Origin of the sequence: Flavobacterium sp., from assembly GCF_043773265.1 — a bacterium.
Taxonomy (GTDB): Bacteria; Bacteroidota; Bacteroidia; order Flavobacteriales; family Flavobacteriaceae; genus Flavobacterium.
Window position 1 is genome coordinate 1 of the sequence record NZ_JAYVFH010000237.1, and the last position, 21,698, is coordinate 21,698.

Consider the following 21,698-nt stretch of genomic DNA (forward strand, 5'->3'; position numbering starts at 1 on the left):
TTTTCAGTTTCTATTCTATTTATTGTTAAAACACCCTTTCTTAAATTTAATTTTTCGACAGACCAAAATCCACTTTTAGCAATGAGTACATTTAAGAAAAAGTAGCCTTTGAATTTTTTCAAAACATTTTTTTTGTTTAAATCAAAAATTGTGTCTTGATAAATGTAGTTTGAAAATAAAGTGTCGTTAATTCTCTTTATTTGATAACTTTCTTTGGTTACAGAATTCAATAAACTATCATTTTTGATTATTTCATTTTTGTCGATTTCACTTATTTTTAGAGTGTCTTCAACAATCATTTTTTTAAATATCGAATATTTAGAAATTCTTAATTCAGTTTTGTTTTCTGTATTGTAATACGTTCCAATAATCTTTTTCGAAAAAGCGTTTAGTTCATTTATGTCTTTTGGTTGCGCTTCTGCAAAACTTACAATTGGTTCTTTACAAGAATTCAGAATTATTAGAAATAATAAGTTTAGAAATAGTAATTTATTTTTCATTTTTCTATTTTTCGTTTTTTTCGGAGAATATGTCGCCCAACGTTTTGCAGCTTCATGAAGTGGCGAACTTCGTAACTGCGTACTTTCGGCTAAGATAAAAATTCTTAGGAAAGAAAAATGTGAATTTTGCACATTTTTCGCCATTTCTTGAAACGGCTGTTACCGGCTGTGCTATTATCAGTTTTAATTTTTTCTATCTCCAAATTATGTTAGTTGCTCATTTAATCTACTTTTCCAATCGGGAAAGTCATCTACTAACTTCGAGCCAATATTCTTATGATTGAGTACCCTAAAAACAAGGTCATTGTCCTGATGATTATTTCTGTATGCTCGTTTATAATTTTCTCTTCCACTTGTCCGAACATTATTTACGATGCTCTCAATTCTTTTGAACTGTAGCTCTACATTCTGTTTTCCTTTTTCAATACTCCAGATATATGTAGCATTAGAATTTAGTAATTCCCAAACAAAGTGATTGTTTTCTTCACCTTCGATTAAGAATAGAAAACCGAAGTTTGGATTGAGTGTATATCGAAGTTTATAATTTTTACTTTGTTTTTTGCCAGCTAAATAAGTAAGCTGCTTTCTATTTCTTATATCTTTCTCGGTTAAAAAGAAGTTTAGGATATCATTTTCTGATTGCTTGAAAACATTACCTTCAATATCTTCTGAGTTCATTTGACTAAAAATTTCTTCTGATGTGAACAAAGATTTGTCAGGTTGACTTAGTTTCGGCTCTTTAGTTAGTGCAAATGTTCTTTGATACTTTACACTATCAATAAGTTCAGGTGTAATTTGTTTAATATGCTCTGATGTAGCTCTAGTTTCTGTAACCTCATTATCTGTTATTGTGATTGAGACAAACACTTTAAACTTTTTTACATTTAGTTTTTTAGCAAACCAAAATTTAATATTGTCAAATTCTGCTAAAATGTGTTCATTTGAAATTTTGAATTCTACTTCTTTTTCTATTTTCTTTATATACTTTTTGAAAGTCACGTAGCCAAGCATGAAATTACAATCAGAGAAATAAACTCCAAAGCTCTCGTTAATTGTTTCTATATATGGCTTTGCCTCATGTTGTTCATAACTTGTGTGAAAATCAGGATGGATTTGTTGATCACTTCTTGCTGTCGAACTGTATAAATAATCTTTTAATTCTTTTTTGTGGTAGTAAGTTAAAAGTGGTTCAAGTTTTATCCAGTTAAATTTGTCAAAGAATAATTTAGTAACTTTTTTTGTAGGTTCTTGCTGGTCAAAACCAGTTATACTTGTCAGTCTATAATCTTTTACTGAAACTTTCAAACATTCTATATCTTCTTTGTAACCAAGCAATTCTACCTTCCAAAAAATATCTTCATGTGAACGAAAAGTCAAATATTTTTTAGGAATGTTGGTTTGTTGAATTGGAATGGAAAGCCCTGGATTAAGGAAAATCCGGTCGTTACCAACTTTTATGATTATTTCCTTGTTTGCCATTCTTCTCTTATAAAAATTGTTCTATATTCTTGAATTCTATGGCTCTGCGGAAGCATTTCCGGTAACTTTGTGCTTAACGCAATTGAGTTCTAGTTAATTTTTAAAGTTGTATTTTCCTTACGAGTTCATTAATAAATCATTATACACAACAAATCTTTAACTAACACCAAATTACAAAAAAGTAAATGTTTAGTTTTTTTTAATTAAAACCTTATAATCTTCCCATTCTTTTTGAGTTAATGTTTGTGTTTTTTTGTTGTTCTTTCCTCTTAAATATTCAAGAATATATTTGGCTCTTTCTTCAGATTCTGGATGTGTAGAAATCCATGCAAAGCTGTCTGGCATATCTTCTTTTTGGGCTAATTCAAACATGAAATCGGCCATTGGTTCTGGATTGATATTGGATTTTAACAGATATTCTACGCTTTTCATATCGGCTTCTTTTTCTAAGGTTCTGTCGTAAGCAGTTGATGATAAAGTTTTAAAAACTTCTTTTACAATTTCGCCACCTTTTCCTCCAGTTGCAGCTGCAAGTAAAACTGACAATCCTATTTCTTTAGAAAGTTTTTTCATTACATGATTGTTCTCAATATGTGCTATTTCATGTCCAAGAACACCTTGCAAAGCTTCTTGTTTTTTACAATCAGTTATTAATCCGGTGTAAACAACTAAATGCTTATTGGGCAATGCAAATGCATTTATTTCGTCTTTATTAATAATATGAATTTTTAGTGAATCACGTTCAATATTGTTGGCTTTGCAAATAGGAATAATCAATTTGTCAAGTGTTTTAACAATAGAATCATTAATGATTACATCTTCTGTTTTTTGGATTTGATCCCAAATTAAGTCGCCAATTTTGTTTTCGGCAGTAGTGGTGTTTTTTTCTATTTCAAATAATCCAAGAAAATTTACTTTAGATAATCCAAACCACATTGAAAAAAACAAAACTAGTATTACTAATCCTTGAAAAAGTGTTTTATTAAGCATTTGGTTTACAGATTAGGTTAGTTAAATTTCCGAAAAACCATTGTTGCACATGTTTTCCTTTTCTTGTTTGAACTGCACTGTATATTGTAGAAATAAATTCTAAAATATTAAAGAAAATGGCTGTAAATAAGTAGGCAAAATAGTAGTTTGTAGGTTTTTCATCTCTAAATAATATTGAGATTGTCCACCAAAAACCAAAGCTATTCATGCACAACAATCCCATTTGAGAAAACAATGCTTGTGTGCAATGCCAACGCACAAAGTAAGTTCCTTTTCGGTTGGCTAAATAAAAGAAAAATGTGGCAAATAAATTAATTATAGGCAATGGTAAACCAGCAACTAGAGCAACTAAAGACATTAAATAGCTATTGGATGCTTTTTCGGCTTCGTGGTCTGATGGTTTATATGAAAAAGTAGTTTGTTGTATCATAATTGTTTATATATATTCCAAATCCAATTTAGAAGTACTAAAATAATTAGTACAATTGCTATTGGTTTTTTTCTAATTACCGTTTCGGTTTTTTTATAAAAATTAAAAAAAGTTTCTTTTTTAGTTATTATATCAAATGTTATCCAAAAAGGAACCAATAACATTAGTATTGCTACAATAATTCCGAAAGGATTCAATAAAAGTGATTCTAGCAATTTTCCTTGCAATAGCAATTGAACTGCTCGAGTTGTACCACAAGACGGACAAGCATAACCTGTTACATTCTTTATAATACATACACTTAAATGAGAACTTTCGGAATGATTTATTTTATAAAATAAATAACTATATCCTGCAATTGTTGCAATTAATAAAATAGAATATAATTTATTTATCTTCATTTATTAATAAAGTCCGTTCTGAAAAGTTTCCATGTTCTTTTCTCTTGCTGCTGCCATTATAGAAAACCAATCAATGATTGTCCAAACATATAAACCACCACAAGTTAAAAGTTTTGCAATTCCTAAACCTGTATCACCAATATAGAAACGATCTATTCCTAATTGTCCTCCAACAACTGAAAGTATTTGTGCAGTTTCGGGATTTTTAAATTGCAATGTTTGTACTATTGGCCATTTAGAATCATCTAGTTGTAAAAGTTTTTCTCGTATAGAATTTAGATGATGACTTTCAAAATACTTGTTGTTTGCAATCATAAACATATCAACTTTGCTTGCTTCCATAAAAATTTGTTTTTGGGTTAGTTATTTTTAGTTTTTCAATTTACTAAAATATAAAAATTATTGGAATACACTATCATTTGGTTCCCAAAGTTCAATTTTATTTCCTTCAGGATCTAGAATCCAACCAAATTTTCCATAGTCATAACTTTGCATTTCACCAACAATTGTAACACCTTCGGTTGCTAATTTTTTTAATAATGTTTCTAAATCATCAACTCTAAAGTTCATCATGAATTGTTTTTGACTTGGTTCAAAATAAGTTGTAGCCGCATCAAATGGTGACCATTGTGTAGAACAATCGTTTCCTAGACTGTCTTTCCACCAAAATGTTGAACCATAATCATCGGTTTTTAATCCTAAATATTTATTGTACCAAGAAACCAATTCTTTAGAGTTAGTAGATTTAAAGAAAAATCCACCAAGACCAGTAACTCGTTTTAGTGTTGGTTCTTCTATGGTTTTTGGATTGTAAAATGTTATTATTTTATCTACAATTGTTTGTGCTAATTTTTCATGACTTTCATAGGTCCAACCAGCAATATGTGGTGTTAATAAAACATTTTCTGCTTGAAGCAAATAATTAAAAGCTGTTGGTTTTTCATCATCAACAAACAAGTTTTCAAACGATAATTTTTCATATTCTAGTACATCTAATGCTGCGCCAAGAATTTTTTTAGATTTTAATGCTTCAACCAATTCATCTGTAACTACATTTTTTCCGCGTGATGTATTTAGAAACCAAAACGGTTTGGCAAATTGATTTATAAATTCTGTGTTTACCATTTTATCTGTTTGTGGTGTCCACGGAATATGCAAACTTAAAACATCTGATTGTTGTTGCAAGTCTGCTAATGAAACTTGTTTAGCATTAACATCACCAAGATTTTCTAGAATGTCATAACACAAAACTTTGACCTCAAAACCGCGAAGTTTTTTAGCAAATGATTTTCCCATGTTTCCATAACCAATTAATCCTATTGTTTTTCCGTCTAGTTCGTAACCACGATTGTCTTCGCGAAGCCATTTTCCTTGGCGAACTTTCTTGTCGGCACTATTAAGTTTGTTTAATAATGAAAGTAACATTGCCAATGTGTGTTCGCCAACAGCATTACTGTTTCCTTCTGGTGCAGCAATTAGTTGTATGTTTTTGGAAATGGCATAATCACAATCGATACTTTCTAAACCTGCACCAACACGTGCAATGAATTGTAAATTGGTGGCTTTATCGAGAAATGTTTTATCAATTTTAAACCTACTACGAATTATGATTCCGTTGTAGTTTTGAATTTTTGCTTCGATTTGTTCTTTTGTGGAAGTAAAATCTTCATCGTTAATGAAACCTGCTTGTTGAAGTTGGCTTAACAATAGTGGATGATTGCTGTCGATGTGGAGGATTTTGATGTTTTTCATTGTCGTTGCGAGATTCGAAGCAATTTCATAAATTAAAATGTAAATTTTGTTGGTTAAAGATAAACATTTTTTGAAAACTGAAACAAAAGCAAAAGACAATTGCTGTTTAACCCTGATGGAAATGACATCCTTTTTCTTTTTTTGAAGAAAAAGATATAATGTACAGCAGGAAAATGGTTTCTTGATAAGTCTGTAACGATTGGTTTCTAAAACCCAAGAATTAATTTAGCGATAGAAAAGTAGATTAATATACCGCAGATATCGTTGCTGGTTGTAATAAATGGTCCGGTTGCAAGTGCTGGATCGATGCCGAATTTATCTAGTAGAAGTGGTATAAAAGTTCCTAAAAGTGATGCAATTATTATTACCGAAATTAATGCTGTTGTTATTGTAAATATTATTTTAGTATCGGCACCAAGAAGATAATAACTGCCTAGAAATAATAATATTGCAAGTATTGCTCCGTTTAATAAGCTGAGAGAAATTTCTTTTATTAATCTGTTAAAGATTGAACCACTCAAGGTGTGATTTGCCAATCCTTGTACTATTATTGCTGATGATTGTACTCCAACATTTCCTGCCATTGCAGCAATAAGTGGTGTAAAAAAGAATAACTCTTTGTGGTCTTTCATTGCTCCTTCAAACAAACCAAGCATGTGAACTGAAATAAATCCTCCAAAAAGTGCTAAAACCAACCATGGTAATCGTGCTTTTGTGAGTTCTAGAATACTATCATCTGCTTCAACATCTTGAGAAATACCTGCTGCGAGTTGGTAATCTTTATCGGCTTCATCTTTTATTACGTCTACAATGTCATCGATTGTAATTCGTCCAACGAGTCGTCCCATTTCATCAACTACAGGAATAGCTTCGAGGTCGTATTTTTGCATGATTCTTGCAACCTCAACATTGGGTGCAGAAACTCTTACTGAATCTACTTTTTTTATATAAACATCACTTATTGGTGTTTTTGTTGATGTTGTAAGTAAATCTTTGAGTGATAATCTTCCTTTAAGTCGGTTTTCATCATCAACCACATAAATTGAATGTACTCGAGTTACGTTTTCGGCTTGAATTCGCATTTCTTTTACGCAAGTTAGCACAGACCAATTTTCGTTTACTTTTACTAATTCTTTTCCCATTAAACCACCTGCAGAATCTTCGTCGTAGCGCAATAAATCTACAATATCTTTGGCGTGTTCTACATCTTCAAGTTCAGATATTACTTCTTCTTTTTTACTTTGAGGAAGTTCGGCAATAATATCTGCAGCATCATCAGTATCAAGTTCGTCTAGTTCTTCGGCAATTTCTTTGGCAGAAAGTCCATGAAGCAGTTTTTCTCTAACGTCATCTTCTAGTTCGGTTAGAATTTCGGCTGTTTTTTCGCTATCTAATATTTTAAAAATATAAATAGCTTTATGAATTTCTATTTCGTCAAAAATTTCAGCAATATCAGCATGGTGCAAGTCATTCAATAAAACTTCTAATTGTGCGTCGTTTTTTTGATGAATAAGTTGCTCTATTTGAACTAAAAGTTCTTTGCTGATTTTAAACTGCATTGGCTTCTATTTTTAGGGTAAGTTCTATAAACTGTTCTACCGATAATTGTTCTGGTCTGAGGTCAAAGATAGTATCTTCTCTTAAATTATCTGACAAATTTAATGCTTTTAAACTATTTCTCATTGTTTTTCTGCGTTGTTGAAATGCCATTTTTACAACAGTATATAGCATTTTTTCATTGCAAGGTAAAGTGTAATTTTCTTTTCTGCGCAAACGTAAAACTCCAGATTTTACTTTTGGTGGCGGAATAAAAACGGTTTCATCTACAGTAAATAAATATTCAGCATGGTAAAATGCTTGAGCTAAAACAGAAAGAATTCCATATACTTTGCTTCCTTTTTTAGAACAAATTCTTTCGGCAACTTCTTTTTGAAACATTCCTGAAAATTCTGGAATTTGGTTGCGATATTCTAAAGCGCGAAACACGATTTGGGTTGATATATTGTATGGAAAGTTTCCAATAATGGCAAATTGTTTTCCTTCGAAAATTTCGTTGATATTGTATCTAAGAAAGTCTTTAGAGATGATTTTGTCTTTTAGTTTTGGAAAATTTTCATCAAGATAAGTTACCGATTCGGTATCGATTTCAATTACATAGGTATTGACTGGTTTTTCTAACAAATATTTGGTTAAAACTCCCATTCCTGGACCAATTTCTAAAATATCATTGTAACCTTCAAGATTTAAAGTGTCTGCAATGGCTTTGGCAATGCTTTCGTCTTTAAGAAAATGTTGTCCGAGGTGTTTTTTGGCTTTTACTTTTTCCATAGTCATTGCGAGGCACGAAGCAATCTCGTTTTTATTATTTATCCTCGCAGAAACGCAAAGGCGCAAAGGAGTTTATTGATTACTTATTTTTTAATCTAATTGGTTTGAAAAAACTCTGAAACAAATTCTAATTCGGTTCTAAAAGCGAGCATTTTATCTCCAAAAAGTCGATTTCCTTCCTCTCGCAATTTTGGTGCATCTTCATCATAATATCGTTGTAATGTTTCTTTAGAATCTGTTGTATATTGAATAGCATAGGTTATTCCGCCCAAATCTTCTTCGACAAGAACTTTTACCATTCTAGCAGATGTAAATTTTCCTGTTGCTAAAACGTCATTAATATGCTTGTTTTGCATCCAATCCATCCATTGTTGGTGAACACTTTCGTGAATGTTTATGGTTACGTTGTAAAGTATCATATTTGAAATTGAAATTGATTTTTGAAATTGATTTTTCGAAATTGATTAAATTTCTTTATCACCACGAAGTTTTCTATATTTTTTTTGTGCTTCAACAAAATATATGCTATCGACTTTATTCATGATTATCTGTTCATAAAGTGGTTTGGCTTTTTCAAAATCGTTGAGCTGATTGTAAATTTCTGCCGAAAAAAATAATGCTTCATCTAGATAAATAGATTCTTTGTGGTTTTCAATAATTTGCTGATAATTATTTAATGCTTGAGTAAAATCGGACATTTTTTCGTAAATTTTTCCTATTCTTAATAGTGTAACTGGCTCAATAGCATCACCTTTTTGCTCTTTTAGAATTTGCTGAAATGCCAGTAATGCATCTTGCTTTTTGTCTTGAAAAAGAAGAAAATCAGCTTTAGAGAATTTCTTTAATGCTGTTTGGGTTGAATCTTCTACGGTATTATCAGAAATTAATAAAAATAAATCTAAAGCATCGTTTGCAATTAATTGAGTCGATGCAGATTTTAAAACTTTAAGCTGATGTTCTGCCCATTTAAAATCGGCTTTGTAGTAGCTTGTTTTTGCAATTTTCAAACTTGCTTCTTGCCCAATTGGACTATTGTTGGCATCATTTTCTATTTGTGAGTAATAAATTAATGCTTGATTGAATTTTTCTTCAAATAATAATATGTCTGCTAGTTCCATTTTGGCTTCGGCAGTTTGATCTCGATTTATTGGCATTTCTAAAACGTTTTTTAGAATTGATTTTCCTGTTTCGGCATCTTTTAAATTAAAGGTTGCAAAATGTGCTTTGATTTTTAATAACGATAATGTAAATGGACTTACGCCAAATTCTTTTATTAATTTATCTAATTCTAAATTGATTACAGAATAATCTTTGGGTTGCGATTTATCAATTTTCATTTGCAATAAATAAGTGTGCGATTGAATTTGTAAATCTAAATCTTTTGTGTTTTCTAACACAAATCCTAAAATTTCTAGTGCTGCATCGTTGTCATTTTCCTCTATTGCAAGCTGACCAAGATTTACAATATTTGAAAAAGATTCTGGATTACGTTTGTAAATTGCTTTTTCTTGAATGAATGCTTTTCCGTATTCTTTTTGTTGCACATAAAACCAACTTAAATATTCATTCCAAAAGATGTCTTGGTTTTTTTGAATACGAATTAAAAGTGCTTTTTTTAATGATTCATTAAATGTTATATTAGTATCTTCAAACATAAATCGAGATAACTGATTTTGAATCATTATCATACTTTGAGGATTGTTGTATGATTCTGAAAGGAACTTTTCAATCATGGTATCGGTATCACCTTTTTGACCATAAAGCAAGGCAAGTTGGTAATTAAAATTGAATTTTGGGTCTAAATCTACTGCGGTTTGATAAGCCAAAATTGCATAATCTACCAATCCTTTTCTATCAAAAAGATAGGCAATATTATATACTTCTGTTGGAGTTTTTTTTATTTTATCAATGGCTAGGTCATACTGTTTTTTTGCCTCTGGTTGGTTTTTTTGTAACTGAAAATTATATCCCAATTCAACCAAAAGATTACCTTGCTTGTATTTACTATATCGCTCTTGAAGTGCTTTATCCGCTTTTTCAAATTGCAATAATTGTTGATTACATTCAATTGTTTTTTGAAAATAATTAAAATTATTGGGTTGTGATTTTAGTAAATCTTCAAAGGCAATTTGTGCTTTTTCAAATTCGCCTCTGTCAAAATAATTTTGCGCCAATTGTTCGTTTTGCGCCTCAACTACAAGCGAAAACATTAAAACAAATAAAACAAAAATTTTTTTCATAAAACATCACGTTAAAACAATATACCAAAGTAACACATTTTGTGCCAATTTAGTATATTGTATCTATAACATTAACTTTTAGTTAATAATATCAAAACCTGTGTACTTGCGAAGCACTTCGGGAATTACAATTCCTTCAGGAGTTTGATAATTTTCTAATATTCCTGCCATTACTCTTGGTAAAGCTAGTGAACTTCCGTTTAAAGTGTGTGCCAATTGGTTTTTTCCGTCTTTATCTTTAAAACGCAATTTTAGTCGATTGGCTTGAAAAGTTTCAAAATTAGAAACAGATGAAATTTCTAACCATCTATCTTGTGCTGTTGAAAAAACTTCAAAATCATAAGTTAATGCTGATGCAAAACTCATATCGCCACCACAAAGTCTTAATATTCTATATGGTAATTTCAATTCTCGCATTATATCTTTTACGTGATCTACCATTTCATCTAAAGCTGCATAAGAGTTATCTGGATGTTCAACACGTACTATTTCTACTTTATCAAATTGATGTAAACGATTTAATCCTCGAACATGTGCGCCATATGAACCTGCTTCACGACGAAAACATGGTGTGTAACCTGTGCACATTACTGGCAACTCAGTTTCAGATAAAATTACATCTCTAAAAATATTTGTAACAGGAACTTCGGCTGTTGGAATTAAATATAAATCGTCAGTAGCATCATGATACATTTGACCTTCTTTGTCTGGTAATTGACCTGTTCCATAAGCAGAAGCTTCATTTACTAAATGTGGAACTTGGTATTCTAAATAACCTGCATCGGTGTTTTTATCTAAAAAATAGGTGATTAAAGCACGTTGTAATTTGGCTCCTTTTCCTTTATAAACTGGAAATCCTGCTCCAGTAATTTTTACTCCTAATTCAAAATCAATAATGTCATATTTTTTTACCAATTCCCAATGAGGTTGTGCATCATCGTGCAAAACAGGAACTTCTCCTTCTTGAAAAACATTTAAATTTTCTTCTGGTGTTTTTCCAAAAGGAACTATATCTGAAGGAAGATTTGGTAAAAGATACATTTTATCAGTCAATTGATTGGCTAACAAATCTAATTTTTCGGCAAGATCTTTACCTTTTTCTCTTAATTGAACCGTTTTTTGTTTTACAATTTCGGCTTTGGCTTTTTCGCCATTTTTCATCATCTCACCAATATCTTTTGATAATTTATTGGATTCAGCAAGTGTATTGTCTAATTCTACTTGAGCGCTTCTTCGATTTTCATCTAATTGCACAATTTCTTGAACTATTGCTTTGGCATCTAAATTTTTTTTAGCTAAAGCTGTAATTACTTTCTCTTGATTATCTCTAATAAATGCTATTTGTAACATGATATTAATTTTATTTGGTTGCAAATTTAGGGAATTGATTTCTAATTAATGAAAATAAATACATTAACATAATCAATTATTAACAAAGTAATTAGAGCCAATTTAATAAATAATTAAGAGATAATGTTTTGGTTTTTTATTATATTCGCAAAAAATATATTGTAATGAAAAATACCTACGTATTTATACTGTTCATTTTTGCAACTTCCTTTTTTGCCCAAAACGGAAAATCTGAATTAGATAAAATTGCAGAATCTGAAATGAAATCGGCTTCTAGTTTAATGAATTTAGCCATAAATCCTAATACATTAAATTATGACATTACATATCATCAATTGGAATATACTGTTAATCCAGCCAATTATTTTATTTCTGGAAAAATAACAACAACTTTTACTGCGTTATCTAACATGAATACCATAACATTTGATATGGCTAATGAACTACAAGTAACATCGGTTAAAAAAAACAATGTAAATCTTACTTTTACTGAAAGTGGTAATAATGAATTGGTAATTACATTTTTATCAACTATTATTTCTGGTTCATCTGGAAGTGTTGAGATCACTTATTCTGGAATACCACCAGTTTCTGGATTTAGTGCATTTGCTGCAGAAACACATAGTGGAACTCCTGTTTTATGGACATTGTCTGAACCTTTTGGAGCAAGAGATTGGTGGCCATGCAAGCAAGATTTAAATGACAAAATAAATAGCATTGATGTTTATGTTACAGCACCATCACAATATACTGTTGCTTCTAACGGACTGGAAGTTATTCAAACCATAACTGGAGCAAATAAAACAACTCATTTTCATCATAATTATCCTATTCCTGCTTATTTAATTGCTATTGCTGTAACCAATTATGATGTAATAAATCAAACCGCCGGAACAGCTCCAAATGATTTTCCAATTGTAAATTATATTTATCCAGAAAATAACACGCCTGCTATTCAAACTCAATTGAATCAAACGCCATTGATAATGAATGTTTACGAAACTTTATTTGAAGCATATCCTTTTCATACTGAAAAATATGGACATGCTCAGTTTGGTTGGGGTGGAGGAATGGAACATACAACAGTTTCATTTATGAATAATTTCAGTAGAGGATTAATTGCTCACGAACTTGCTCACCAATGGTTTGGAGATAAAATTACCTGTGGTACATGGAAAGATATTTGGCTAAACGAAGGATTTGCAACATATCTAGCATCACTTGCAATTGAAAATTTAGATGGTATAACTGCGTTTGTATCTGATAAAAACAATATGATTAATAATATTACTTCTTCTCCTAGTGGAGCAGTATATTTATCTGATGCTCAAGCTACAGATGTTGGAAGAATATTTGATAGCAGATTGAGTTACAATAAAGGAGCTATGGTTCTTGAAATGTTAAGGTTTAAAATGGGTGACACACAGTTTTTTCAAGGGATGCGAAATTATTTAGCTGATATAAATTTAGCTTACAAATATGCAGTAACCACAAATTTTCAATCACACATGGAAGCCGTTTATGGTAGTAGCTTATTAGAGTTTTTTAATGATTGGGTTTATCGTCAAGGTTATCCTACTTATGCTATTTCTGCCCAAAATTGGGGTTCTGGACAAGCAAAAATTATTGTAAACCAAACACAATCACACTTCTCAGTAAGTTATTTTGAAATGCCTTTACCAATAAGATTGTTAGGAAGTGGCGGACAAACTTATGATGTAGTTGTAAACAATGTTATTAATGGAGAGGAATTTATAGTTTCTGTTCCTTTTGTTGTTACTGGATTACAATTTAATACTCAAAAACATATTATTTCTAAAAACAATACTACAACATTAGCTAATGAAAATTTTGAATTAGATAAAGCGATTGCTTTGTATCCAAATCCTGTCTTAAATGAAATTCATATACAGCTACCGTCTGACATTTCAATTAATAATATTATTATTTTTAATAGCTTAGGAAATAAAGTACTTGAAAAAAACGCATTAGATTTTTCATTAGGTTCATTATCATCTGGTGTGTATTTTATTCAAATTGAAACCTCAGAAGGAACATTTCATAAAAAAATTATAAAAAAATAAGCAACGGCAAGATAATTGATTAATAAGTAAGGCGAAAACCTTACTTTTGCTTTTTTATAAAATTACACATCAAATATTAAATGATACAATTAGCACAAATTCTCTTCATATTATCAGTATTAGTTATACTTCACGAATTCGGACATTTCATAGCAGCAAAAATTTTTAAAGTAAGAGTAGAGAAATTCTATTTATTTATGGATGCTGGATTTTCATTAATTAAGAAAAAAATTGGCGATACCGAATGGGGAATTGGATGGTTACCAATTGGTGGTTATGTAAAACTTTCTGGAATGATAGATGAAAGTATGGACACCGAACAATTAAATCAACCAGCACAACCTTGGGAATTTAGATCTAAACCAGCTTGGCAACGATTAATTATTATGTTGGGTGGAATTATAGTTAATATTTTATTGGCTTGGTTTATATATTCTGTTATGTATATGACAGTTGGTCAGAAAACAATAAGTACAGAAAAAATTCAAAAAAACGGTTTAGAATTTAGTGAAGTTGGTGAATTAGCTGGCTTTAAAACTGGTGATAAAATATTGAGTGTTGATGGTATAAAACAAAATAATTTTAACCGATTAAAAATTGACATTTTATTAGGTGATAATGTTACTGTTTTAAGAGAAGAAAAAGAAATTAGTTTTGCTTTGACAGATGAAGCTAAAAAAAATATTTTAAGCAAAGAAGGCAAGAATTTTATGTTCCCAATTATAAAAGATGTAATTGTGGATTCTGTTTTATCCAAATCTGCTGCAGAAAAAATTGGATTATTAAAAGGTGATAAAATAATCGCCATTAACAATAATAAAATTCCACATTTTTCATATTTCAGAAAAGAATTAGCAAATCATAAAAATGATTCAATAAGCTTGAATGTTCTAAGAAACAATATTGATGTTCAATTAAAAGGAACTGTAAATAAAGAAGGAAAACTTGGATTTGATTACATAAAACCAACACCAGAAGATTTAAAAAGAGATTATGTTGATGTAAATGTAATGAGTTTTGGAAACGCAATTCATTATGCAATTAAAGAAAGTTACATAATGTTTGTTTATAATATTAAACAATTTAAATTGATTTTAAAACCAAAAACAGAAGCTTATAAACAAATAAAAAGCCCAATAGGAATTGCTAGACAATTGCCAGATGAATGGGATTGGGAATATGTTTGGAACTTTACAGCATTGTTTTCAATAGGTTTAGCATTTATGAACCTACTTCCAATTCCAGGTTTAGATGGTGGACATGCACTTTTTACAATTGCCGAAATGATTACTGGAAAAACTTTAAGCGTTAAAGCAGCCGAAAGAGTTCAGACTGGTGGAATGATTATTTTGCTGACATTGATGGCTTTAACCTTTGGTAAAGATATTTATCAATGGGTTGCAGAAACTTGGTTTGTAAAATAATTTAAAAAAAGTTGGTTTTTGTTTGTAAAAAATAAAAAACACCTTATATTTGCAACCGCAATAAAGGCAAACAATCCTTCTTAGCTCAGTTGGTTAGAGCATCTGACTGTTAATCAGAGGGTCCTTGGTTCGAGCCCAAGAGAGGGAGCTTTATTATAATAAAATCCAGTTTATTTATTTAGACTGGATTTTTTATTTATTAGAATTTCTAGGTTTTTATTTTCGTATACTACTAACAAACTGTTTAATAGATATTTTATTAGCTCCATTTTCTTTTAAATTATTTATAAAAGAACTACCAATAATTGCTCCCGAACCAAATTTGCAAACAATTTCAAAAGTTTCTTTATTGTGAACTCCAAATCCAATTAAGTGTTGATTGGAAAGTTTCATGTTTAGAATTTTATTATAATATTCTGTATTAAAACTTATTGCATTAGCACTACCAGTAATACTATTTGATGAAACTAAATATATAAATCCAGACGAATATTTATCTAATTCACGAATTCTAATTTCTGATGTTTCTGGAGTGACTAACAATATGTTTGAAACATTATTTTCATCACATAAATCTTTAAAATTAGAAATATAATAATGCAATGTCATATCTGGAATTATTATTCCATCTACTCCTACTTCATTACATTTTTCAATAAATTTTTTTTCTCCAAACTGCATTACAACATTTAAATAACCCATTAAAACAATTGGCTTTTGTGTTATAGTTCGAAGTGTTTTCAATTGTTCAAACAAAACTACCAATGTCATTCCGTTTTCTATTGCTTTTGTACTACTTTCTTGAATAACTGGTCCATCTGCCAAAGGATCAGAATATGGAAATCCAATTTCGATCAAATCAACTTTGCTTTCATCTAAACTTTTTATAATAGACAATGTATCATTCAAATTTGGAAATCCTGCTGTAAAATAAATTGATAAAATGTTTGAGCTCTTAGTATCAAATAATTTGTTTATTCTATTTTTCATGTTTTATATAATTTTGTAAAGTAGCCAAATCTTTATCTCCTCTTCCAGATAAATTAACGACAACAACATCGTCTTTATTAAATTTTATTTTATGTAAATAAGCCAATGCATGTGCTGATTCTATTGCCGGAATTATTCCTTCTTTTCTTGACAAATCATAAGCCGCTTCCATTGCTTCATTATCTGTAATATTGACAACTGTGGCTTTGTTTGTATCGTGTAAATAAGAGTGAATTGGTCCAATACCAGGATAATCTAATCCCGCAGAAACAGAATGTGGCTCAACTATTTGTCCGTCATCAGTTTGTATTAAATAGGTTTTACTTCCGTGAATAATTCCTTTTTTTCCTAAAGCAATTGTGGCTGCTGTTTTACCAGAATAAACTCCTTTTCCAGCAGCTTCCACAGCAATCAGTTTGGTTTTTCCGTTATCTATAAAATGATAAAAAGCACCAATCGCATTGCTTCCTCCACCAAGACAAGCAATTATATAATTTGGATTTTCATCACCAGTTTTTTCTTTTAATTGTAATTTTATTTCTTCACTAATAACAGATTGGAATTGGGCAACCAAATCTGGATAAGGATGTGGACCAACTACTGAACCAATAACGTAATGTGTTCCTACTGGATCATTTATCCATGCTCTAATTGCTTCATTTGTTGCGTCTTTTAATGTTTTACTTCCGCTTATTGCTGGTTGAATTTTTGCTCCAAGCAAACGCATTCGTTCTACATTTGGTTTTTGTCTTTCAATATCTATTTCACCCATATAAACAGTGCAATCTAAACCTAGCAATGCACAAGCAGTTGCTGTTGCAACTCCATGCTGACCTGCACCAGTTTCTGCAATAATTCGTTTTTTATTTAATCTCTTGGCCAATAAAACTTGTCCGATTGCATTGTTAATTTTGTGCGCGCCAGTATGATTTAAATCTTCTCGTTTTAAATATATTTGAGTATTAAACTGTTCTGATAAATTTTTAGAAAAATATAATGGAGTTGGTCTTCCAACATAATCTTTCAATAATGATTTAAACTCTTTTTGAAAATCTACTGTTTGTATAATTTTGTTATAATTTTGTTGTAATTCCAACACATTTGGATATAACATTTCAGGAATAAAAGCACCGCCAAACTCTCCATAAAATCCGTTTTCATCAGGTTGTATAATCTTATTCATTATTTTTGATTTTTAATAATAATTCGGTTGTTTTTTCAATGTTTTTTATATAATTATCATCTTCTATTTGACTATTAAAATCTATTACTTCAAATTTTGGATGTTTGAATTCTAAAATTTGAACAATGTTTTGTAATCCTAAACCACCACTAATAAAAAAAGGAGTTTGCAATTTATAATTTAATAATAATTGCCAGTTAAAAGACCTTCCGCTACCGCCATAATTATCTGATTTTGTATCAAATAAAAAATATTCACATGAACTTTCGTATTCTTTCAAATTACTAAAATCTAATTTTTCGTCTATCTGAAATGCTTTTATTATTTTAATATTTGATTGTTTAATTTCTTTACAATAATCTACAGATTCTTCTCCGTGAAGCTGAACAAAATCAAAGTCAAAACTTTCATGAATTTTTAAAACTTTTTCTATAGATTCATTAACAAAAACAGCAACTTTATTTATGGTTTTTGGAACATCTTTGATCATTTCAAATGAAAAATCATTACCTACATATCTTTTTGATTTTGGATAGAAAATGAATCCCATAAAATCTGGATTTAATGCCGAAATTTTATAGATATTGTCAAGAAAAAACATGCCACAAATTTTTACTTTCATAATAATTGTTGAATTAATTCTTTACACTTTTCTGCAGGATTTTGTTCTTTCATAAAATATTCACCAATTAGAAATCCATTAAAGCCATTTTGTTTTAATAATTTGATTGTTTCTACTGATTGTATTCCGCTTTCAGCAATTTTAATACTAGATTCTGGTAATAATTTTGCTAATTTTATACTGTTTTCTATAGATACTTCAAATGAATTTAGATTTCTATTATTAATTCCAATTAAATCAAAATCAATATCTAAAACACTTAATATTTCAGTCTCGTTTTGAGTTTCCAAAAAAACTTCCATACCCAATTGATGAGCTAAATTTGTATAATTATGCATTTGTTGATGTGTTAAAATTTTTGCAATTAACAATATCACATCTGCACCCAAAGTTTTAGATTGAATAATTTGATATTCATCTATAATAAAATCTTTTCTCAATATTGGGATTTTATTGTTTTCTCTTGCTAAAAAAAAATCATCAGGTTTTGCTCCAAAAAAGGTAACATCTGTTAATACTGAAAGCGCTGCAACCTCAGCGTCAACATAACCTGTAGTAATAGAAATAACATTTGCGTCTAGATTTATATTCCCTTTGGCAGGAGATTTTCTTTTAAATTCTGATATTATTCCTCCTGTTTTAGAAAATAAAATTGATTGCTTTATTGAAATTGTTTTAGATTCAAAAAAACCACTTTTCTCTAATGATTTTATTGAGCAAATCGATTTTAAAAACGCAACTTCTTCAACTTTTTTTTGTTTTATAGATTCTAAAATATTCATTGAATTTCTTTTAAAATGTTAAACGCTTTTTTTGCTTTTAAATCAAACAAAGATTCTCTTGCCATGTCTAATGATTCTTCAATTGTAAAATGATTGTAATAAGTTTTTATTGCCAAAGCTGAATTGGCTAATACTACATTATTCTGAGATTCAGTTCCTTTTCCATCAATAATTGTTGAAAAAATTAATGCAGCTTCTTCTAATGTTTCGCCACCATATAAATTAGCATATTCAATGTTTTTAAAATTAAATTCTTTTGCTTCAACAAATTGTTCACAATCATTTGTAATAAGTTTAGTTTTATCTGTTAATGTCACTTCATCAAAACCATCTAATCCATAAATTATTGAATACTGACTATTTTCTTGTTGTAACAAATATTGATACATTCTAGCCAATTCTAAACTAAAAACACCTGACATTTGAATCTTTGGTTGTGCCGGATTTACTAATGGTCCAAGCATGTTAAAAAATGTTTTAATACCTAATTCTTTTCTAATTGGACCAACTGTTTTCATTGCAGGATGAAACAATGGCGCATGCAAAAAACAAATATTTGATTCTTTAATCTGTTGTTTCAAAATGTTTTCATCTGTTTGAAAAACTATTCCTAAAGTTTCTAAAACATTTGATGAACCCGAAATTGATGAAACACCATAATTACCATGTTTTGCAACAGGAATTCCTGCTCCAGCAACTACAAAAGAAGTTAATGTAGAAATATTGAAAGTGTTTTTTCCATCGCCACCAGTACCACAAACATCCATCGGATTGTATGCTGTTAAATCGATTTTATGACATAAATCTAATAAAGCTTCACGAAAACCCACAAGTTCTTCGAGTGTAATATTTCTCATTATAAAAACAGTCAAAAAAGATGCAATTTGACTAGAATTATAATTTCCTAAAGCAATATCCATTAGCACTTGTTTAGCTTCTTCTTTAGTAAAAGTTTTGTGTGTTAATAAAGATTCTAGAATAGTTTTCATTATTTTTTATTTATCCAATTAGTAAGTATCTTTTTTCCGTTTTCTGTTAGAATTGATTCTGGATGAAATTGCAATCCTCGTAAATCATATTCTTTATGTTTTATTGCCATTATATTTCCCAATTCATCTTTGGCCAAAACTTCTAAGCAATCTGAAACTGGTTCAGACACAACCCAAGAATGATAATGTCCAACATTAAAATTTATTGGAAGATTTTCAAATAAATAATCATCTTTCAAAATTTCAAGTCTAGAAGCAATTCCATGTAATGGTTCTTTCAAATTAATTAATTTTGAACCAAAATTTTCTGCTAAAGCTTGATGACCTAAACAAATTCCGAGAATGCTTTTTGTAGATGCAAATTGTTTAATAAAATCTGGAAGTTTTCCAGCAGCTTTAGGAATTCCAGGTCCAGGAGAAAGTACAATTTTGTCATATTGATTGATACCTTCAAAATCTACTAAATCATTTTTTATTACATCAATTTTTGTCACGCCAATTTCATACAACAAATGAGCAATGTTGTAAACAAAGGAATCATAATTATCTATAATTAATATTTTCATAATTTAAATGTTTTGAGCCAATTGAATTGCATTTCTAAGAGCAGAAAGCTTAGTTTGAACTTCTGTCGATTCGCTATTAATGTCAGATTTTATAACAATTCCGCAACCAGCTTGATACATTAATTGGTTATTTCTACTTAAAAATGAGCGAATAAAAATTGCATGATTAAAAGTGCCATTCAATCCAATAATTCCAACAGTTCCTCCATAAAAACCTCGAGATTCTGGTTCATATTTATCTATTAATTGCATAGCTTTATGTTTTGGAGCACCAGATAAAGTTCCTGCTGGATAAGTATTTCCTAAAATTTCTATAGAATTGTAATTTGGTTCTAATTGTGCACTGACTTTAGAAACCATGTGAATTACGTGTGAATAATATTCTATTTTCTTAAAACTCTCTACTACAACTTTTTTGCTCGATTTGCTCAAATCATTTCTTGCCAAATCAACCAACATAATGTGTTCTGCATTTTCTTTTGGATCTTGCAAAAGCAATTTAGCCAATGCCAAATCTTCTGCTTCATTGCCTGTTCTTTTAAATGTTCCAGCAATTGGGTTTATTACTGCTTTTTCATTTTTAATGGTTAGTTGTGCTTCTGGCGAAGAACCAAAAATTTTGAAATTTCCATAGTCAAAATAAAACAAATATGGCGATGGATTTATTGATCTCAAAGCTCGATAAACATTAAATTCATCACCATTAAATGACTGTTTATATTTTCTAGAAAGCACAATTTGAAACACATCTCCAGAAAAACAATGGTCTTGACCTTTCTTTATTGTTTTCAAAAAATCTTCATCAGTAAAGTTGGATGTTTCTTCACTTACTAAAGAAAACTTATATTTAGAAACCGAACGATTGTTTACAATATCTTGAATAATATCTAGTTGTGAAACTTCATTTTCTTGCAATTGTTCAATATAAAAAAGTTCATTATTGAAGTGATTGAATACAATCATATATTTAAAAAGATGGTATTGAATTAATGGTAAATCAAATGTTTTGTTATTGAAAGAAATATTTTCAAACAATGGAATTGCGTCATAACTTGTATAGCCAAAAAGTCCAATTGTTTCAAATCCTAAATTCAATTCTGTTGCAGAAAACATCTTTACAAAGGCATTTAACTTATCACAAACAATAATGGAATTTGTTGCTTGAATATTTGTAGATTTATCAGGAAAAGAAGTTGTAGTTTGTTCGTTATCAACTATAAAAGAGGCAATAGAATCAAAACAAATATAAGAATAACTGTTTTCTTTACTTTTATAATCAGAGCTTTCCAATAGAAAACTGTTAGAATATTTATCTCTAATTTTCAAATACAAACCAACTGGTGTATGTGTATCGCTAAGTGTTTTTACAACTTGAGTTTTAAAATTATATAACATATAAAAAAGATTTATTTGAATTTTGGGTACAAAAAAGCCCACTTGGATTAAGTGGGCTTTATTTATTTATAAAAATATAAAATAATAGATGTTACCAACAGAATCCTATTTGGGATTTTGATTGCCACCACCATTTCATATTTTGTGTATTGTTCATCATAAGTTTTACAAAATTATTGATTTATTTTATTAT

General features: G+C 29.7%; 21 protein-coding genes, 1 tRNA gene and 1 pseudogene. 3 read left to right on the plus strand and 20 right to left on the minus strand.

Annotation, left to right across the window (positions count from 1 at the left end; all coding sequences use genetic code 11):
• From ACH2BO_RS12625 to serS, 13 genes and pseudogenes are all read right to left on the minus strand, one after another.
• Positions 1-500 (minus strand): hypothetical protein (locus tag ACH2BO_RS12625; protein ID WP_395045091.1); only part of this gene is annotated, 500 nt, incomplete at its 3' end.
• A 204-nt stretch (positions 501-704) separates the two neighbouring features.
• Entirely contained in the window at positions 705-1,979 is a 1,275-nt protein-coding gene (locus ACH2BO_RS12630) for a hypothetical protein (protein WP_395045092.1), read from the minus strand.
• A 189-nt stretch (positions 1,980-2,168) separates the two neighbouring features.
• Positions 2,169-2,969 (minus strand): M48 family metallopeptidase, encoded by an 801-nt coding sequence (locus ACH2BO_RS12635; RefSeq protein WP_395045093.1) that lies wholly within the window; start codon positions 2,967-2,969, stop codon positions 2,169-2,171.
• On the minus strand, positions 2,962-3,399 hold the full coding sequence (locus ACH2BO_RS12640; protein WP_395045094.1) for a hypothetical protein: 438 nt from the start codon (positions 3,397-3,399) through the stop codon (positions 2,962-2,964). Before ACH2BO_RS12640 ends, ACH2BO_RS12635 begins: the two co-directional genes overlap by 8 nt.
• The gene (locus ACH2BO_RS12645; RefSeq protein WP_395045095.1) at positions 3,396-3,800 is read right to left on the minus strand and encodes a DUF2752 domain-containing protein; all 405 of its coding nucleotides are present in this window, start codon (positions 3,798-3,800) and stop codon (positions 3,396-3,398) included. The genes ACH2BO_RS12640 and ACH2BO_RS12645 overlap by 4 nt, the downstream gene beginning before the upstream one ends.
• Before the next feature lie 3 nt (positions 3,801-3,803).
• A complete protein-coding gene (locus ACH2BO_RS12650; RefSeq protein WP_395045096.1) occupies positions 3,804-4,142 on the minus strand; it encodes a TM2 domain-containing protein in 339 nt (112 codons plus the stop codon).
• Between the two features lie 57 nt (positions 4,143-4,199).
• Entirely contained in the window at positions 4,200-4,526 is a 327-nt protein-coding gene (locus tag ACH2BO_RS12655; protein ID WP_395045116.1) for a VOC family protein, read from the minus strand.
• Positions 4,527-4,610: 84 nt separating this feature from the next.
• A pseudogene (locus ACH2BO_RS12660) lies at positions 4,611-5,552 on the minus strand (2-hydroxyacid dehydrogenase); the annotation flags it as partial.
• Between the two features lie 206 nt (positions 5,553-5,758).
• A complete protein-coding gene (mgtE, locus tag ACH2BO_RS12665; RefSeq protein WP_395045097.1) occupies positions 5,759-7,111 on the minus strand; it encodes a magnesium transporter in 1,353 nt (450 codons plus the stop codon).
• Entirely contained in the window at positions 7,101-7,880 is a 780-nt protein-coding gene (gene rsmA, locus ACH2BO_RS12670) for a 16S rRNA (adenine(1518)-N(6)/adenine(1519)-N(6))-dimethyltransferase RsmA (RefSeq protein ID WP_395045098.1), read from the minus strand. The genes mgtE and rsmA overlap by 11 nt, the downstream gene beginning before the upstream one ends.
• A gap of 95 nt (positions 7,881-7,975) precedes the next feature.
• Entirely contained in the window at positions 7,976-8,299 is a 324-nt protein-coding gene (locus tag ACH2BO_RS12675; protein WP_395045099.1) for a DUF4286 family protein, read from the minus strand.
• A 45-nt stretch (positions 8,300-8,344) separates the two neighbouring features.
• Positions 8,345-10,120 (minus strand): tetratricopeptide repeat protein, encoded by a 1,776-nt coding sequence (locus ACH2BO_RS12680; protein WP_395045100.1) that lies wholly within the window; start codon positions 10,118-10,120, stop codon positions 8,345-8,347.
• A 78-nt stretch (positions 10,121-10,198) separates the two neighbouring features.
• Complete coding sequence (serS, locus tag ACH2BO_RS12685) at positions 10,199-11,470, minus strand: serine--tRNA ligase (protein ID WP_395045101.1); 1,272 nt, start codon at positions 11,468-11,470, stop codon at positions 10,199-10,201.
• A 164-nt stretch (positions 11,471-11,634) separates the two neighbouring features.
• Between serS and ACH2BO_RS12690 the strand changes: the two genes are divergently transcribed.
• The 3 genes from ACH2BO_RS12690 to ACH2BO_RS12700 all read left to right on the plus strand — a co-directional run bounded on the left by ACH2BO_RS12690 (position 11,635) and on the right by ACH2BO_RS12700 (position 15,126).
• Entirely contained in the window at positions 11,635-13,554 is a 1,920-nt protein-coding gene (locus tag ACH2BO_RS12690) for a M1 family aminopeptidase (RefSeq protein WP_395045102.1), read from the plus strand.
• A gap of 80 nt (positions 13,555-13,634) precedes the next feature.
• Positions 13,635-14,978: an RIP metalloprotease RseP gene (gene rseP / locus ACH2BO_RS12695; RefSeq protein WP_395045103.1), complete on the plus strand. Its 1,344-nt coding sequence runs from the start codon at positions 13,635-13,637 to the stop codon at positions 14,976-14,978.
• Positions 14,979-15,052: 74 nt separating this feature from the next.
• Positions 15,053-15,126, plus strand: a tRNA-Asn gene (locus tag ACH2BO_RS12700).
• A 68-nt stretch (positions 15,127-15,194) separates the two neighbouring features.
• On the opposite strand, the gene trpA is transcribed toward ACH2BO_RS12700, so the two are convergent.
• Genes trpA through ACH2BO_RS12735 form a run of 7 tightly spaced genes read right to left on the minus strand, consistent with a single transcriptional unit; the run spans position 15,195 to position 21,505 of the window.
• The gene (gene trpA, locus ACH2BO_RS12705; RefSeq protein WP_395045104.1) at positions 15,195-15,968 is read right to left on the minus strand and encodes a tryptophan synthase subunit alpha; all 774 of its coding nucleotides are present in this window, start codon (positions 15,966-15,968) and stop codon (positions 15,195-15,197) included.
• Positions 15,958-17,151, minus strand: coding sequence for a tryptophan synthase subunit beta (gene trpB, locus ACH2BO_RS12710; RefSeq protein ID WP_395045105.1), 1,194 nt, complete (start codon positions 17,149-17,151; stop codon positions 15,958-15,960). The genes trpA and trpB overlap by 11 nt, the downstream gene beginning before the upstream one ends.
• Positions 17,144-17,773, minus strand: coding sequence for a phosphoribosylanthranilate isomerase (locus ACH2BO_RS12715; protein WP_395045106.1), 630 nt, complete (start codon positions 17,771-17,773; stop codon positions 17,144-17,146). Before ACH2BO_RS12715 ends, trpB begins: the two co-directional genes overlap by 8 nt.
• Positions 17,770-18,555: an indole-3-glycerol-phosphate synthase gene (locus ACH2BO_RS12720; RefSeq protein ID WP_395045107.1), complete on the minus strand. Its 786-nt coding sequence runs from the start codon at positions 18,553-18,555 to the stop codon at positions 17,770-17,772. The genes ACH2BO_RS12715 and ACH2BO_RS12720 overlap by 4 nt, the downstream gene beginning before the upstream one ends.
• Positions 18,552-19,544: an anthranilate phosphoribosyltransferase gene (gene trpD / locus ACH2BO_RS12725; protein ID WP_395045108.1), complete on the minus strand. Its 993-nt coding sequence runs from the start codon at positions 19,542-19,544 to the stop codon at positions 18,552-18,554. The genes ACH2BO_RS12720 and trpD overlap by 4 nt, the downstream gene beginning before the upstream one ends.
• Positions 19,544-20,110: an anthranilate synthase component II gene (locus tag ACH2BO_RS12730; protein ID WP_395045109.1), complete on the minus strand. Its 567-nt coding sequence runs from the start codon at positions 20,108-20,110 to the stop codon at positions 19,544-19,546. Before ACH2BO_RS12730 ends, trpD begins: the two co-directional genes overlap by 1 nt.
• A 3-nt stretch (positions 20,111-20,113) precedes the next feature.
• Positions 20,114-21,505, minus strand: coding sequence for an anthranilate synthase component I family protein (locus tag ACH2BO_RS12735; protein ID WP_395045110.1), 1,392 nt, complete (start codon positions 21,503-21,505; stop codon positions 20,114-20,116).
• Positions 21,506-21,698 lie beyond the last annotated feature (193 nt).

Excerpts from the sequence above, each read along its gene's own strand:
- ACH2BO_RS12645 (WP_395045095.1), bottom strand. The coding sequence starts at position 3,800 with ATGAAGATAAATAAATTATATTCTATTTTATTAATTGCAACAATTGCA.
- ACH2BO_RS12680 (WP_395045100.1), bottom strand. The coding sequence starts at position 10,120 with ATGAAAAAAATTTTTGTTTTATTTGTTTTAATGTTTTCGCTTGTAGTT.
- trpA (WP_395045104.1), bottom strand. The coding sequence starts at position 15,968 with ATGAAAAATAGAATAAACAAATTATTTGATACTAAGAGCTCAAACATT.
- ACH2BO_RS12690 (WP_395045102.1), top strand. The coding sequence starts at position 11,635 with ATGAAAAATACCTACGTATTTATACTGTTCATTTTTGCAACTTCCTTT.
- ACH2BO_RS12675 (WP_395045099.1), bottom strand. The coding sequence starts at position 8,299 with ATGATACTTTACAACGTAACCATAAACATTCACGAAAGTGTTCACCAA.
- ACH2BO_RS12630 (WP_395045092.1), bottom strand. The coding sequence starts at position 1,979 with ATGGCAAACAAGGAAATAATCATAAAAGTTGGTAACGACCGGATTTTC.
- ACH2BO_RS12730 (WP_395045109.1), bottom strand. The coding sequence starts at position 20,110 with ATGAAAATATTAATTATAGATAATTATGATTCCTTTGTTTACAACATT.
- ACH2BO_RS12640 (WP_395045094.1), bottom strand. The coding sequence starts at position 3,399 with ATGATACAACAAACTACTTTTTCATATAAACCATCAGACCACGAAGCC.
- ACH2BO_RS12715 (WP_395045106.1), bottom strand. The coding sequence starts at position 17,773 with ATGAAAGTAAAAATTTGTGGCATGTTTTTTCTTGACAATATCTATAAA.
- ACH2BO_RS12650 (WP_395045096.1), bottom strand. The coding sequence starts at position 4,142 with ATGGAAGCAAGCAAAGTTGATATGTTTATGATTGCAAACAACAAGTAT.
- trpB (WP_395045105.1), bottom strand. The coding sequence starts at position 17,151 with ATGAATAAGATTATACAACCTGATGAAAACGGATTTTATGGAGAGTTT.
- ACH2BO_RS12720 (WP_395045107.1), bottom strand. The coding sequence starts at position 18,555 with ATGAATATTTTAGAATCTATAAAACAAAAAAAAGTTGAAGAAGTTGCG.
- ACH2BO_RS12635 (WP_395045093.1), bottom strand. The coding sequence starts at position 2,969 with ATGCTTAATAAAACACTTTTTCAAGGATTAGTAATACTAGTTTTGTTT.
- trpD (WP_395045108.1), bottom strand. The coding sequence starts at position 19,544 with ATGAAAACTATTCTAGAATCTTTATTAACACACAAAACTTTTACTAAA.
- rseP (WP_395045103.1), top strand. The coding sequence starts at position 13,635 with ATGATACAATTAGCACAAATTCTCTTCATATTATCAGTATTAGTTATA.
- rsmA (WP_395045098.1), bottom strand. The coding sequence starts at position 7,880 with ATGGAAAAAGTAAAAGCCAAAAAACACCTCGGACAACATTTTCTTAAA.
- mgtE (WP_395045097.1), bottom strand. The coding sequence starts at position 7,111 with ATGCAGTTTAAAATCAGCAAAGAACTTTTAGTTCAAATAGAGCAACTT.
- serS (WP_395045101.1), bottom strand. The coding sequence starts at position 11,470 with ATGTTACAAATAGCATTTATTAGAGATAATCAAGAGAAAGTAATTACA.
- ACH2BO_RS12735 (WP_395045110.1), bottom strand. The coding sequence starts at position 21,505 with ATGTTATATAATTTTAAAACTCAAGTTGTAAAAACACTTAGCGATACA.